The sequence below is a fragment of the Larkinella fluvii genome (assembly GCF_051857545.1).
Lineage (GTDB): Bacteria > Bacteroidota > Bacteroidia > Cytophagales > Spirosomataceae > Larkinella.
Genome location: NZ_JBPZHB010000002.1, coordinates 417,374 through 430,105 on the forward strand (window position 1 = coordinate 417,374; position 12,732 = coordinate 430,105).

At 52.4% G+C, this 12,732-nt stretch carries 12 protein-coding genes; 5 read left to right on the top strand and 7 right to left on the bottom strand.

The window, feature by feature from the left end; genetic code table 11:
• Positions 1-66 precede the first annotated feature (66 nt).
• Positions 67-765, bottom strand: a complete 699-nt coding sequence (locus ACS5NO_RS05740) for a tRNA1(Val) (adenine(37)-N6)-methyltransferase (protein ID WP_439414245.1) — start codon at positions 763-765, stop codon at positions 67-69.
• A gap of 106 nt (positions 766-871) precedes the next feature.
• Positions 872-1,504, bottom strand: a complete 633-nt coding sequence (locus tag ACS5NO_RS05745; protein WP_439414246.1) for a ribonuclease H1 domain-containing protein — start codon at positions 1,502-1,504, stop codon at positions 872-874.
• Positions 1,505-1,756: 252 nt separating this feature from the next.
• On the opposite strand from ACS5NO_RS05745, the gene ACS5NO_RS05750 reads away from it, so the two are divergent.
• Positions 1,757-2,050: a hypothetical protein gene (locus ACS5NO_RS05750; RefSeq protein ID WP_150875944.1), complete on the top strand. Its 294-nt coding sequence runs from the start codon at positions 1,757-1,759 to the stop codon at positions 2,048-2,050.
• Between the two features lie 63 nt (positions 2,051-2,113).
• Here the strand turns inward: ACS5NO_RS05750 and ACS5NO_RS05755 are convergent, their stop codons facing one another.
• From ACS5NO_RS05755 to ACS5NO_RS05765, 3 genes are all read right to left on the bottom strand, one after another.
• Entirely contained in the window at positions 2,114-2,311 is a 198-nt protein-coding gene (locus ACS5NO_RS05755; protein ID WP_138989508.1) for a hypothetical protein, read from the bottom strand.
• 204 nt (positions 2,312-2,515) lie between these two features.
• Positions 2,516-3,823 (bottom strand): UDP-N-acetylglucosamine 1-carboxyvinyltransferase, encoded by a 1,308-nt coding sequence (gene murA, locus ACS5NO_RS05760; RefSeq protein WP_439414247.1) that lies wholly within the window; start codon positions 3,821-3,823, stop codon positions 2,516-2,518.
• A 151-nt stretch (positions 3,824-3,974) separates the two neighbouring features.
• Positions 3,975-4,781: a DUF4290 domain-containing protein gene (locus ACS5NO_RS05765; RefSeq protein ID WP_439414248.1), complete on the bottom strand. Its 807-nt coding sequence runs from the start codon at positions 4,779-4,781 to the stop codon at positions 3,975-3,977.
• Between the two features lie 121 nt (positions 4,782-4,902).
• Between ACS5NO_RS05765 and ACS5NO_RS05770 the strand changes: the two genes are divergently transcribed.
• Together ACS5NO_RS05770 and ACS5NO_RS05775 are read left to right on the top strand one after the other, a co-directional pair.
• Complete coding sequence (locus ACS5NO_RS05770; RefSeq protein ID WP_439414249.1) at positions 4,903-6,285, top strand: MATE family efflux transporter; 1,383 nt, start codon at positions 4,903-4,905, stop codon at positions 6,283-6,285.
• Positions 6,286-6,295: 10 nt separating this feature from the next.
• Positions 6,296-6,793, top strand: coding sequence for a DUF1648 domain-containing protein (locus ACS5NO_RS05775; RefSeq protein ID WP_439414250.1), 498 nt, complete (start codon positions 6,296-6,298; stop codon positions 6,791-6,793).
• 11 nt (positions 6,794-6,804) lie between these two features.
• Here ACS5NO_RS05775 and ACS5NO_RS05780 read toward each other — a convergent pair whose 3' ends face one another.
• Positions 6,805-6,987, bottom strand: a complete 183-nt coding sequence (locus ACS5NO_RS05780; protein WP_114409380.1) for a hypothetical protein — start codon at positions 6,985-6,987, stop codon at positions 6,805-6,807.
• Between the two features lie 167 nt (positions 6,988-7,154).
• On the opposite strand from ACS5NO_RS05780, the gene ACS5NO_RS05785 reads away from it, so the two are divergent.
• Positions 7,155-10,109: an FAD-linked oxidase C-terminal domain-containing protein gene (locus ACS5NO_RS05785; RefSeq protein WP_439414251.1), complete on the top strand. Its 2,955-nt coding sequence runs from the start codon at positions 7,155-7,157 to the stop codon at positions 10,107-10,109.
• 19 nt (positions 10,110-10,128) lie between these two features.
• On the opposite strand, the gene ACS5NO_RS05790 is transcribed toward ACS5NO_RS05785, so the two are convergent.
• Positions 10,129-11,010: a hypothetical protein gene (locus ACS5NO_RS05790; RefSeq protein ID WP_439414252.1), complete on the bottom strand. Its 882-nt coding sequence runs from the start codon at positions 11,008-11,010 to the stop codon at positions 10,129-10,131.
• Between the two features lie 93 nt (positions 11,011-11,103).
• Between ACS5NO_RS05790 and ACS5NO_RS05795 the strand changes: the two genes are divergently transcribed.
• Positions 11,104-12,687, top strand: a complete 1,584-nt coding sequence (locus tag ACS5NO_RS05795; RefSeq protein ID WP_439414253.1) for an McrB family protein — start codon at positions 11,104-11,106, stop codon at positions 12,685-12,687.
• The last annotated feature ends 45 nt before the right edge of the window (positions 12,688-12,732 follow it).

The window sequence follows — 12,732 nt, forward strand, 5'->3', positions numbered from 1 at the left end:
GGAATCGTTACCGCAACTTCGTAAGGCCCGGTGTTCAGGATCGGTTCTCCAAAGGTCGTAAGGATTTTAGAAATTCAGATAAAAAGGTTGTAATAACTGACGGAATGATTCCGTATAGATCTTCCCGTCCGGATTGAAAATGGATAATTGTTCGGTTTTCGGCGTGCTAAACCGGTTGAAACCAAAACCAGCGATGGTTCTAAAAACCGGTTTTAGTTCATTATGCCGTACTTCGAGTTGTTGATACGGATGCAAACCGGCTTTTTCGGCAATCACGGCCAGTCGTTGCATTTCAAAAGGCGGCAGCAAAACCCAGAATTGTGCCTCCGGTTTCAACAGACGGACGACGCTGGCAATCAATTCTTCAAACGGCAGTTCGTCGTTGTGTAACGCCCGGTTGACGGCCTGGTCGGGCGATCGCAGGTGGTTGGTATAAAACGGCGGGTTGCACAGAATGCGGTCATATGGCTCGGACGAAAACGTTTGAATCCGGCTCTGAATCACCCGAACCTGATCCGAAAACGGGCTATCGTTCACATTTTCAGTTGCTTGCCCGAAAGCCGCCGGGTCCATTTCCACCGCATCGATCCGGGCCGTGGGATTCCGTTGAGCCGCAATGAGCGCCAGCAAACCCGTACCTGTTCCGATATCCAGCAACCGCCCGCCGGTTCCCAGTTCCGCATACGCCCCCAGCACGCACGAATCCGTGCAAACCTTCATGGCCGCCCGGTTCTGGTGAATGGTGAATTGTTTGAAGCGAAACAAAGGGAGTTAAGAGTTAAGAGTTATGAGTTAAGAATGAAGAGTTAGCTGACGCAAGCTGGAAACAAATGCGTCAGCTAACTCTTCATTCTTAACTCATAACTCTTAACTACTTTCGGCCAAAGTCGGCGGGGTTTTCGCCCCAGTATTCGGTTTCCCATTTCAGGATTTTGTTAAGGAAGTTGTTGGTTTTCAGCCAGTTTTCGGCCCGGTCGATCAGTTCGAACAGGTGGGCGTTGCGGGGCGTTTCTTCCAGTTTGGTGTTGGCTTTCTTTTTCAGTACCCAGCTAATGGCCGTCCGTGAATCGGAATAAATGGGCAGATTGCTGTCGCGCTGTTTCAACCACGCCAGGGCGTGAACGATGGCCAGAAATTCGCCGATGTTGTTGGTGCCGTCGGGATGAGGGCCCTGGTGGAAGAGGAGTTGTTTCGTGGTGGCATGCACGCCCTGGTATTCCATATCGCCCGTGGCGGTGTTCCAGGCGGCATCGACGGCAATGCTGTCGGCGATGGGTTTGCCAACAAACAGCTTCTGGTTTTTGCCATCCGTTCCCGGCCCTTTGCCCTGCAAATGCAGATGCGGTTTTTCGCCCAGCGCTTTGTCGGCCACCGTGCGGCTTTCAAACGATTTGTACAGAGCGCCGGGAAAATTCTGAATCTGCTCCTGACAGCCTTCCCAGGTATCGTAAACTCCTTTTTGCCGTCCTTTCCAGACGACGTAATATTTGGGCGATTTCGCCATGGTGTATCCGTTCAAGAAAGCCGCAAAGATACAAACTGGAAAGAATGTGTATCCGCGGCATTGGCAAAAACGAAAATCATAACAAAATAACTCCCTGATTGTTAGGTATAAAGAGGTTGAAATTAAACAATTTTGGGGCCATAGGGTAAAAAAAAATAAGTATTTTGCCACTTCGACGCAACTAAAATTGTCTCCTATTCGTAGGTAACTCAATTTTGCAGATTAATTAACCCACATCGTTCGTAGCTATAAATGATTCTGGTACTTTACGCACTCCTTGGCCTGGCAGCCCTTTACATCATCCTGCTGCTGGTAATTGTATTGAACACCCAAAAAGTTTGCGAGTGTAGTCACTGCCACACGGCCATGCATCTGGAACGAACGAACAGGCCCCTTTACGTTCGCCGGCTTTATGACTACCTTCCGCTCAAGTATTTCCGTTGCCGGCGTTGCCATCGTACGTTTTATTTGAACAAGAACACGCCGGATTCGGAACCGGAAAGCATGAAAGATTCGGCTCCCAAACCGAAAGCCTCCTACACGTAGGGACACAGTGGTGTGGTAGACATCAATCCCCTGATGCCAAGCGGAGTCGCCGTACAGAAAAGTCTAGCTATGGAGAGTTGGGTTCTCTTCCATCTGACCCCGGATCAGGCGTAATTTCCGGTTTAAATCCCGGAGTTCACCCTGGTATTTCCGATACGTGGCCGGATCGCTGCTTTTGAGAGTGTCGTTGTGGCTGTAATGCACTAATAGGGCATTCCGGCGGGCGCTCAGCCGCTGGTAAAGTTCGCTGGTAGGGTTCATTGCTCTGTTGTTTTTAGGAATACGATGAAGGATCTGCCGCGCACCCTTCATAAACTATAACGTTCGTTTTACTGCATAGTACGTACCGTTTATCAAAAAATACTATCGCTTATCATCAGGAATACAAAATAAATAGCATTTACATTCAAAAAGCCGCCCCATTTTGGGGCGGCTTTTTGAAAATCACAAGGAAATCGTGGTACGTTACAATCGCTCGATTTTGGCTCCAATCGCGTTGAGTCGCCCGTCGATGTTTTGATACCCCCGGTCGATTTGCTCGATATTGTCGATAATGCTTTCGCCTTTGGCCGAAAGAGCGGCAATCAGCAGGGCAACGCCTGCACGTATATCGGGTGACGACATCCGAATGCCTTTCAGTTGCTGCTGGCGATTCAGACCAATGACCGTGGCCCGGTGCGGATCGCACAGAATCATCTGGGCACCCATTTCAATCAGTTTATCCACGAAGAACAACCGGCTTTCGAACATCTTCTGGTGTACGAGCAGCGTGCCCTGGGCCTGAATGGCCGTGACGAGCACAATGCTGAGCAAATCCGGTGTGAAACCGGGCCAGGGTGCGTCAGAAACCGTCATCATGCCGCCATCCAAAAAACTCTCGATCTGGTAGTGCTCCTGCGCCGGTACGAAAATGTCGTCGCCCCGAAATTCCATCTTGATTCCCAGCCGTTTGAAAACGTCGGGAATGATGCCCAACTGCGGAATCTGGCAGTTTTTGATCGTTATTTCCGACTGCGTCATGGCGGCCAGACCGATGAATGATCCAATTTCGATCATGTCGGGCAACATGGTGTGGTCGGTTCCGCCCAGTTTGTCGACGCCCTCGATGGTGAGCAGGTTGGAAGAAATACCGCTGATTTTGGCGCCCATGCGATTCAGCATCGCGCATAGTTGCTGCAAATACGGTTCACAGGCGGCATTGTAAATCGTCGTGGTGCCTTCGGCCATCACGGCGGCCATCACCACATTGGCGGTTCCGGTAACGGAGGCTTCGTCCAGCAGCATGTAGGTGCCTTTCAAATGGCTGGCATCGACATGGTACATACCGCTTTCGTCGGAGTCGAAATTGAACTTGGCACCCAGTTTTTCAAAACCCAGAAAGTGCGTATCCAGTCGCCGACGGCCAATTTTGTCGCCACCGGGCCGCGGAATCCGTCCGGTTTTGAAACGGCCCAGCATGGGACCCAGCAGCATGACCGAGCCACGCAGGGCTGAAGCTTTTTCGCGGTAGTCGGCCGTGTCCAGAATGGAAATATCGACCTGATCGGCCTGAAAACGGTACGATGACGGAGATAACTGCTTGACCTGAACGCCCAGATCGCCCAAAAGTTCGATCAATTTGTTGACGTCACTGATGTCAGGAATATTATGAATGGTGACCGGCTGATCAGTCAATAAAACCGCACACAGAATCTGGAGTGCTTCGTTTTTAGCGCCCTGTGGGCTGATTTCGCCTTTCAAATGTTGGTCACCGGCAATTCGGAAAGAAGCCATATGGGGAGTTAAGAATTAGGAGTTAAGAGAAATGAGTTAAGAATGAAGAGTTAAGAGTTAAAAGTTAAGACGAATAAGGAAACGCATGGCAGCCCCGTCTTGACTTTTAATTCTTAACTCTTCATTCTTAACTCTTCCTTCCTGACTCTGTTTAACGTCTTTTGCGGTTGTTGGGATTGTTGCCCCCTCTGAAGCGGTCGTTCCGGTGTCCGCCATCGCGGTTGTCACGGCCGCCGGCGCCACCATCCCGGTGGCCACGCGATCCCTGATTGGGATAGAAATTTGGGTTATTCTGGCGGTTCCCCGACGTTTCGTTCCGGTTGTAGGCTTGTCCTGAGCCATCGTGACGACCGTGGGAGGGCGCCGATCCTTCGTTTCGGCCGTGAGAAGGGCCGTTGGGCGTTCGCCGGGGCGGTTGATCACCCGTCCGTTCGCGCGGGGTGGCATCGACAAAACCGTTGGTTCGGATCGACATGATGTCGGCGTGGAGCTTGCCGTTCGCCATCTCGTCGAGGTTGGTCAGAATCGTCTCGTCTTCCACAGCCTCCTTATTCCAGGTTGAATAAAACGTCTTCATCAACTTGGCCATGTACGAGACGAAGGCCAGGCGTTCTTCGGAATCTTCCAGTGAAATGGCTTTGGCAATCAGGAGGTTGATATTCTGGCCGTAGTGTTTGTAGCGCAAACCGTGGGTATTATACGGAACGGGCTGCGGCTTCTTCCCCAGGACATCCGCCGTCGGGGGCGGGTAGGGGCTATCCACATCGAGCTTGAAGCCCGACATGATGTAGAGGTCGTCCCACAATTTATTATAGTAATCCTGATTATCCCGCATGTTGGGATGGATCTGCCGCATCAGTTCTACCAGGATGTGCGCGTAGCGGGTGCGCTTCTCGCGGTCTTCGATAGTCTGTAGATGTTCGACTAATTTTTGGATGTTGCTGCCGTACTCTTTCAATCGATTGGGGCGTCTATGGTATGTTTAGACAAAAGTAACAAAAAAAGTCTTGCACCATCATTAATCCTTTCCAGAGCGTCGACGACCGGAACAAGCATCGAAAAGTTGCTGTTGGGAAAGCATGAAGCAGTGTTACCAGATGTATAAACCGGAACTTGCCGACACCATCCGGCTGAGCATTCCGATTGTGATTGCCCAATTGGGGGTGGTGTTGATGGGCGTCACCGACGATCTGTTCGTTGGGCGGTTGCTGGGCGCCATTCCGCTGGCGGGGGCTGGGTTGTCGGTGTCGCTGTCTTTTCTGGTATCGAGCATTGGCGTGGGCGGTTTGTCGGTGGTGGCTGCGCTGGTATCACAGGCTCGCGGGCGCAACGATGCCGCCGAGATCAACCGGTTGTTCCGGGCGGGTTTGTGGGTTGCCCTGTGGCTGGGTTTGGCGCTGGGGCTGGTTGGTGTCGGTGTGGCCTACTTTTACGACCAGTTTGGACAGACGCCGGAGGTCACCGAAATTGGCCGGAATTTCCTGCTCATTCTCAGTTTATCGAACATTCCGCTGTTTCTGTTTATTGCCGCCCGGCAGTTGTGCGACGGTCTTTCGTATCCGCGAATTGCCCTGATCATCACCTTGCTGGCGCTGTTTCTGAATGCGTTGCTCAATTATGTTCTGATCAAAGGCGTCGGTCCGTTTCCGGCACTGGGCGTTCAGGGTTCGGCGCTGGGAACACTGCTTTCACGCAGCTTCATGGCAGCCGCAATCATTCTCTACATCCGGCGAAACCGCCTGTTTCAGTGTTACTTTCTCCCCTCGTTCCAGACGCTGCGGGTGAGCAGGCACATTCGTCAGATTCTGCAACTGGGCCTGCCGGGTGGTTTTACGTTTTTCTTTGAAGTGGCGACGTTTTCGCTGGCAGCCATGATGGCGGGCTGGCTCGGAACCGACCAATTGGCCGCGCACCAGATTGCCATCAACATGGCTTCGATCACCTACATGATGGCTACCGGCATTTCGGCTGCGGGTTCCATTCGGGTTAGCCGTGCGCTGGGTCGCTCCAACCTGACCGCCGTGCGCCGGGCCGGGGTAGCGGCTTTGTGGCTGGTTTTTGTGTTCATGGGTCTACCGGCGGTGGTTTTCCTGACGGCCAACGACTGGCTGGTGAGCTGGTATATCCGCGACAACCCGGAAGTGGCCGCGATTGCGGCTTCGCTGGTCATCATGGCCGGTTTTTTCCAACTGTCCGACGGCATTCAGGTGGTCGGAATCGGCATGTTGCGTGGGTTGTCGGACGTCAATACGCCAACCATCATCAGCTTGTTTGCTTACTGGATCATCGGTTTGCCGATGAGTTATGTGCTGGGATTCTGGTTTAAACTGGGCGCGATCGGTATCTGGATCGGTTTGCTGGCTGGTTTGACGATGGCGGCCATTCTGTTCCCAATCCGGTTTTTCCGGCTGGTCCGGCAGATAAAACCGGATGCGGTCGAAACAACCGTTTACAACCCCTAACTAAATTGACATGAAACCCCTGCTATCCACCACCGTTCCACGAACGGAACGTCTGCTGAATGCCCTGACCCTGTTCCTGCTCGTCGGGCAGGTGGTTCTGATCATTGGGTATTATGCCCAACTGCCCGAAACCATCCCCGTCCATTTTGGTCTGGCCGGAAAACCGGATCGCTGGGGTGGTCGCGGGCAACTGTTCATTGTGCCGGGACTTTCGGTGTTTGTTTTTCTGTTATTCTGGAGCTTCCGTTCCATCCCGATCGATCTTTACAACATGCCGTTTCCAATTACACCCGAAAATCGGGACCGTCAATTGCGGAATGCAAACGAAATGCTGGCTATGCTGTCGCTGGCATTTATGACCTTCATGATCTGGACGCTCTGGAACTGGTTGCTGGCGGCATCGAATATCGATCCAATTCATACGAAAGGGATTCCAATCGTTCTTTTTGTATTGACTTTGATCGGTATTTCTGTTTTTTATGCCGTCCGGGTCTATCGGTGGAAATGACGGTGTTGTCCCTACGCAGCGTCTTTTGTGCTGCGAATCAGGCTGATTCCGGAAAAGAAAAAAATACCGCCCATGATGAGGTAAATCCAGGACGCCCGGGCAACGCCCCCGCTGGTGAGATCCATGCCGCCGTAGATGAGGCCGATTAGTCCGGCCAATGTCAGTATAATTCCGAAAATGCTTTTTACGCTCATTGTCGTTCAAGTGAGTGGTTTGTAGGCTATAAACTATTTTTGGTGAAAATTGTCTGCTGTGGAGATGGGATCTTTTTTCGGGGCTGATGAACTGCGGTCGGCCTTTTGTTTTTTTTCAAGACATTCGTTCCTAATTTCGCCGGTTCCCAGACCGGTTTTCGCCTTTTATGTTTAAAATTCCCGCCCCTACCTTTTCATCACTCGCACAGTCGTTCGAGGGAGAACTCTACCACGACCAATCTCCCGAACACGAAGCCATGCGCCTGCTCTATGCGACGGACGCGTCGGTGTATCAGGAAAAACCGCTGGCCGTTGCCCTTCCCAAAACGCCGGAAGACATCAAACGGCTGGTGCGGTTTGCCCGCCAAAACCAGACGTCACTGATTCCGAGAGCCGCCGGAACGTCGCTGGCCGGGCAGGTAGTCGGTGGGGGAATCGTAGCCGACTGTTCCAAATATTTTTCGAACGTACTGGAAATCAATTCCGAAGCGGGATGGGTTCGGGTTCAGCCGGGTGTGATCCGCGACGATCTGAATGCAGTTTTAAAACCGCACGGTTTGATGTTTGGCCCGGAAACCTCCACTGCCAGCCGGGCGATGGTCGGAGGAATGATCGGCAATAATTCCTGCGGGCTGCACTCGATTGTCTGGGGCAGCACGCGCAATCATTTGCTGGAAGTGAAAGCGATTTTAAGCGATGGTGCCGAAGTGACGTTCCGGAGTTTGAGTCGTGACGAATTTGACGGCAAATGCCGGGGTGTTGGGGTCGTGAGTCCGCTCGAACAGCGGTTGTATCAACAGGTTCGCGACCTGCTCAGTGGATCACAAAATCAGAAACAGATCCGGGCCGGTTTTCCCAAGCCGACCATCACCCGCCGGAATACGGGCTACGCGCTCGATGAATTACTGCCGTTTTTTGAGCAAAATCCCGACCAGACCTTCAACTTCTGCAAACTCATTGCGGGCTCGGAAGGAACGCTGTGTTTTATTACCGAAGCCAAACTGAACCTGCTGCCGTTGCCGCCGAAAAAAAGTGCATTGGTTTGCGCCCATTTTGTCACCATCCGGCAATCGCTGGAAGCCAATCTGGTGGCGCTGGAGCACCGCTGCTCGGCTTCTGAACTGGTCGACGATTACATTCTGCAATTGACCAAAGGCAACATCGAGCAGGCCAAAAACCGGGATTTTGTCGAGGGTGATCCCAAGGCGGTATTGATGGTCGAGTTTTTTGATGATACCGTTGAAGCCGTCACCGGAAAAGCCAATCGCCTTATTACTGCGTTGAAGGAGAAAGGGTTAGGTTACGCCTTTCCGATTTTGTTCGATCAGGAAGCGGTGAAAGCCTGGAACCTGCGGAAGGCCGGGTTGAGCATCATGTATAACATTCCGGGCGATGATAAACCGGCGAACGTTATCGAAGATTGCGCCGTGGATGTCCGCGATCTGCCCGATTACATTGACGAATTGGACCGAATGGCCGCCGAAAAGCACGGCCTGACGCTCGAATATTCGGCCCACGCCGGTGCGGGAGAACTCCATGTGCTGCCGTTGATCAACCTGAAATCGAATGAAGGCCGGTTGCAGTTTCGGGCCTTGCTGGCCGATACGGCGGAGCTGGTAAAAAAATACGGTGGTTCGCTGTCGGGCGAACACGGCGACGGGCGCTTGCGGGGTGAGTTTATTCCGTACATGATTGGCGACGCTAACTTTCAGTTGGTGCAGGACATCAAGCGGATGTGGGACCCGCAGCGCATTTTTAATCCGGGGAAAATTGTGGATACCCCGCCGATGAACGAATTTTTGCGGTATCAGCCCGATCAGAAACCGGTTCCGATCGACACTATTTTTGATTTTTCGGCGGAAGACGGCATTCTCAATCTGGCCGAAAAATGCAGCGGATCAGGGGATTGTCGAAAAACCGCTGTCACAGGGGGAACGATGTGTCCCAGCTACATGGCAACCCGCCGGGAGCGGGACACCACCCGGGCGCGGGCTAACATCCTCCGCCAGTTTCTGACCAACTCCAGCAAGGCCAACCAGTTCGATCACGAAGAAATCAAGGAAGTGATGGATCTGTGTTTGTCCTGCAAAGGGTGCAAATCCGAGTGTCCGTCGAGTGTCGATATCAGCCGGATGAAAGCGGAGTTTTTGCAGCATTATTACGACGCCAACGGAACGCCCTTGCGCTCCCGTCTGATTGGTAATTTTACGAAACTGATGTCGCTGGCGAGTGTGGCTCCCTGGGCGTACAACGCGATTTATGACACGCCCGCGCTTCGGCGGATTGCCAACCGGATGGCCGGTTTTCACCCGGATCGAACCATGCCGGAACTGGCGGGAACGACCTTGAAGAAATGGTGGAAAAACCGGGACGTTCCGGCGCATAAAAACCGCCAAACCGTCTACCTCTTCTGCGATGAATTTACGAATTACAACGACGTGGAAGTCGGACAGAAAACTATCCAACTGCTTGAACGACTGGGCTATGACGTGATCATTCCCGACCATCTGGAAAGCGGACGGACGTATCTTTCGAAAGGCCTGGTGCGGGATGCGCAGAAGATAGCCATCGAAAACGTAAACCGCTTGAAGGACCTGATCACGGCTGAAACCCCGTTGATCGGCATCGAACCGTCGGCCATTCTGGGATTCCGGGACGAATACGCGGATTTGATGCCTGCGGAATTAAAAGCAGCCGCCCAGCATCTGGCCAAGCATTCGTTGCTGGTCGATGAATTCATTGCACAGGAAATGGACAAGGGCAACATTACCAAAACCGCCTTCACGTCCGAAAAACGACTGATCAAGCTACACGGACACTGCCACCAGAAAGCCCTGGCCTCGCAGGTGCCAACGAAAAGAATGCTGTCATTGCCCGAAAACTATGAGGTGCAACTGATTCCTTCCGGTTGCTGCGGGATGGCGGGGTCGTTTGGCTACGAAAAAGAACACTACACGCTGTCGATGCAGGTGGGTGAACTGGTGTTGTTTCCGACGGTCCGTGAGCAGCCCGCCGAGGTGCTCATTGCCGCGCCCGGAACCAGTTGCCGCCATCAGATCAAAGACGGAACGGGGCGAGTGGCCCAACATCCGGCGGAAATCCTGTTCGAAGCCCTGAACTAGAAACCGGAATCAAGAACACTTATTCCACACAGTTGTACTGGTACGTTTGCCGGTAGTGCCGGTCGGCGGGAAAGGTGTCGGCCGGAACCGACAAGCGGGAAAGTTGAATGGCCTGAAGCGGGTTGAAATTTACATCATAATTGGTCGTAAACTGACTGGATTCCTGCAGGATAACAGCTCCGTTGGTATCCTTGGTTTTTCGGATAAATCCCTTACAGTCATAACGTTGCAAGTATCGTGCGACGTCTGCTTCGGTGGGGTTGGTCAGAGCCAGCAGGGCCAGCACAATGGCCTGCCCCGAGTCGTAAAAGGGCGAATGATTGTCGGCACTTTGCTCAAACGTCAATTCTTCTTCGGTTCGTGAACCATCTTTGTACCCATTCTGAACCGATTGTGAAACCAGATCTACGGTATTCCGGGCAATGGTATCGTACGAGAACTGAAACGTCCGGCTGGCAATGAAGGAATTGGTCGGCAACGTCACCCGCGTTTCGACCAGGCGGATTAAACGGACCGTACGATCAACGGAATCGTAAAAAAGTGAAAACACGGATTGTTCCTTGTTGTTGACCACATACGATGCTTTTTCGACGCGTTCGAGGGCATTGTAATCGAGACTCAGTACGATCGAACGGTCTTCGGTATAAGCGGATGCGATTTTTCCGCCCAAGTAGTCAAATCGAAATGAAATAGAGCGGTCGGGTGTCGTACTGGTATATGAAGTGAGCTGGCCATTGTTATAGGCAAAGGTTTGTCGGCCAGTTTCCTGCTGATCATCATCTTTTTGCTGATAGCGAACCAGTTCAGTAACCAGACAAACCGTGTCGGCCGGACTGGGGTCTTTGAGCGTACAAGCAACAAACATCAGGGCTATCCCTCCGTAGCCAAACCATTTTTTCATGTGTAAAGATGCCCAGAACAACAATGAACCGCCAAAATACGAACTATTTATCAAAATGTCGTAGTTTCGACAGGCGGGATACCAAACCAGACTATGACCCTGACCCAGCAGCGACACCAGCTTCTTGAAAAATTACGGACCATCGATCAGCCGGAAGCGGCCCGGAAATACTTCGGGTTGCTTAAGGAACTGATCGATATGGTCAATCTGCCCAATGGCGATGCCCGGCTGGCGTTTGTGGTCGACCGGGATCGGAAGGGCATTTCGGCACACATCAACTTTTTCCTGGCCCTGCGCTTGTTCCGACCACGTCAGGGTGAGATCGAATACTGGCTCACGGTGAAGAAAGGATGCCGGGAGCGGATCGAATCGATCGCGGTGGTGGATGTGGTGCCGTTGTCGGAGAAGTCGGATTATATTTCCATCGTGATTGGGCAATCGTCGGATCATTTGCTGAACCATCCCGTGCTGCGGAGCTGCTGGGAAGATTGCCTGATGGAGCTGCTGGTGACGACCAAACGCGGTCCGCATACGGCCAGTCATAACCCGTTTATTTACCAGGCTGCTGATGATGAGGCCATTCGGGGTGAGATCATGACGGCCCTGCTTCGGCCTGATCGGTCGACGGATGATTGGGATCGGGTGGCGGAAGAACCGGAAGTGTATGAAAAAACCGTTGCGGCCAGACCTGCTATTCCCCAGAATTTTATTCTTTTCGGCCCACCCGGTACCGGCAAATCGTACGAAGCCCGACAACTGAGCCAGGCTTTTTCCAGCGAATGGATTACGTTCCATCCGTCGTTTGGTTACGAAGAGTTTCTGGAAGGAATCCGGCCCGAAACCCGTGGCGGGCAGATCAGCTATAAAGTAGGCAAAGGTATTTTCTACAAGTCGTGTCTGGCTGCTCTCCAAAAAGCCGGGTATGCCACGATGGCCGATTGCCTGAACGATTCGGCCGAAAACCGGCAGCGAAAACTGGCGCAGGCGGATGCGCAGGTGCTGGTCATCGACGAAATCAACCGGGCTAATATCTCCAGGGTTTTTGGTGAACTGATCACCCTGATCGAGCCCGACAAACGGCTGGGAGCCGCCCATGAAGTAGAATTGACGTTGCCCTACTCGCAGGAGCGGTTTGGGGTTCCGGCCAACCTGTACATTGTGGCCACCATGAATACCGCCGACCGTTCTATTGCCTTGTTAGACATTGCCTTGCGTCGCCGGTTTCATTTTCGGGAGGTTTTGCCCGACCCTACGCTGCTTTCCGTGGTCGATGGGGTCGATCTGGGCGAAGTATTGCGACTGGTGAACGAACGAATTGAATACCTGTACGACCGCGATCACCTGATTGGTCATGCTTATCTGATGAACATTCAGTCACATGCCGAACTCTGCGATGCGTTCAGTGACCGGATTATACCGTTGTTGCAGGAATATTTTTACAACGACTGGCGGAAGATTCAGTTCGTTTTGGGCGATAATCCGGCCTGGGGGAAAGCCCCCGATCAGAAATTAATTTGGGTAAAAAAGCAGTATCGACCGGCTTTAACCAAAGAAGTTTTTGGGGAAGAACCGGATGACCTGACCGAAGTGGTTACGTTTGAAATCAATCCACATCTGCTCCGGCGTCAGTATGAGCAGGTGCCGAAAGAAGCCTTTATTTCTATTTATCAAAAATAATGGCGTATCGGTGGACGAAAGTTCACGTTTTTGTGTTACAGTTTT

Excerpts from the sequence above, each read along its gene's own strand:
- ACS5NO_RS05745 (WP_439414246.1), bottom strand. The coding sequence starts at position 1,504 with ATGGCGAAATCGCCCAAATATTACGTCGTCTGGAAAGGACGGCAAAAA.
- ACS5NO_RS05750 (WP_150875944.1), top strand. The coding sequence starts at position 1,757 with ATGATTCTGGTACTTTACGCACTCCTTGGCCTGGCAGCCCTTTACATC.
- ACS5NO_RS05755 (WP_138989508.1), bottom strand. The coding sequence starts at position 2,311 with ATGAACCCTACCAGCGAACTTTACCAGCGGCTGAGCGCCCGCCGGAAT.
- murA (WP_439414247.1), bottom strand. The coding sequence starts at position 3,823 with ATGGCTTCTTTCCGAATTGCCGGTGACCAACATTTGAAAGGCGAAATC.
- ACS5NO_RS05770 (WP_439414249.1), top strand. The coding sequence starts at position 4,903 with ATGAAGCAGTGTTACCAGATGTATAAACCGGAACTTGCCGACACCATC.
- ACS5NO_RS05775 (WP_439414250.1), top strand. The coding sequence starts at position 6,296 with ATGAAACCCCTGCTATCCACCACCGTTCCACGAACGGAACGTCTGCTG.
- ACS5NO_RS05780 (WP_114409380.1), bottom strand. The coding sequence starts at position 6,987 with ATGAGCGTAAAAAGCATTTTCGGAATTATACTGACATTGGCCGGACTA.
- ACS5NO_RS05785 (WP_439414251.1), top strand. The coding sequence starts at position 7,155 with ATGTTTAAAATTCCCGCCCCTACCTTTTCATCACTCGCACAGTCGTTC.
- ACS5NO_RS05790 (WP_439414252.1), bottom strand. The coding sequence starts at position 11,010 with ATGAAAAAATGGTTTGGCTACGGAGGGATAGCCCTGATGTTTGTTGCT.
- ACS5NO_RS05795 (WP_439414253.1), top strand. The coding sequence starts at position 11,104 with ATGACCCTGACCCAGCAGCGACACCAGCTTCTTGAAAAATTACGGACC.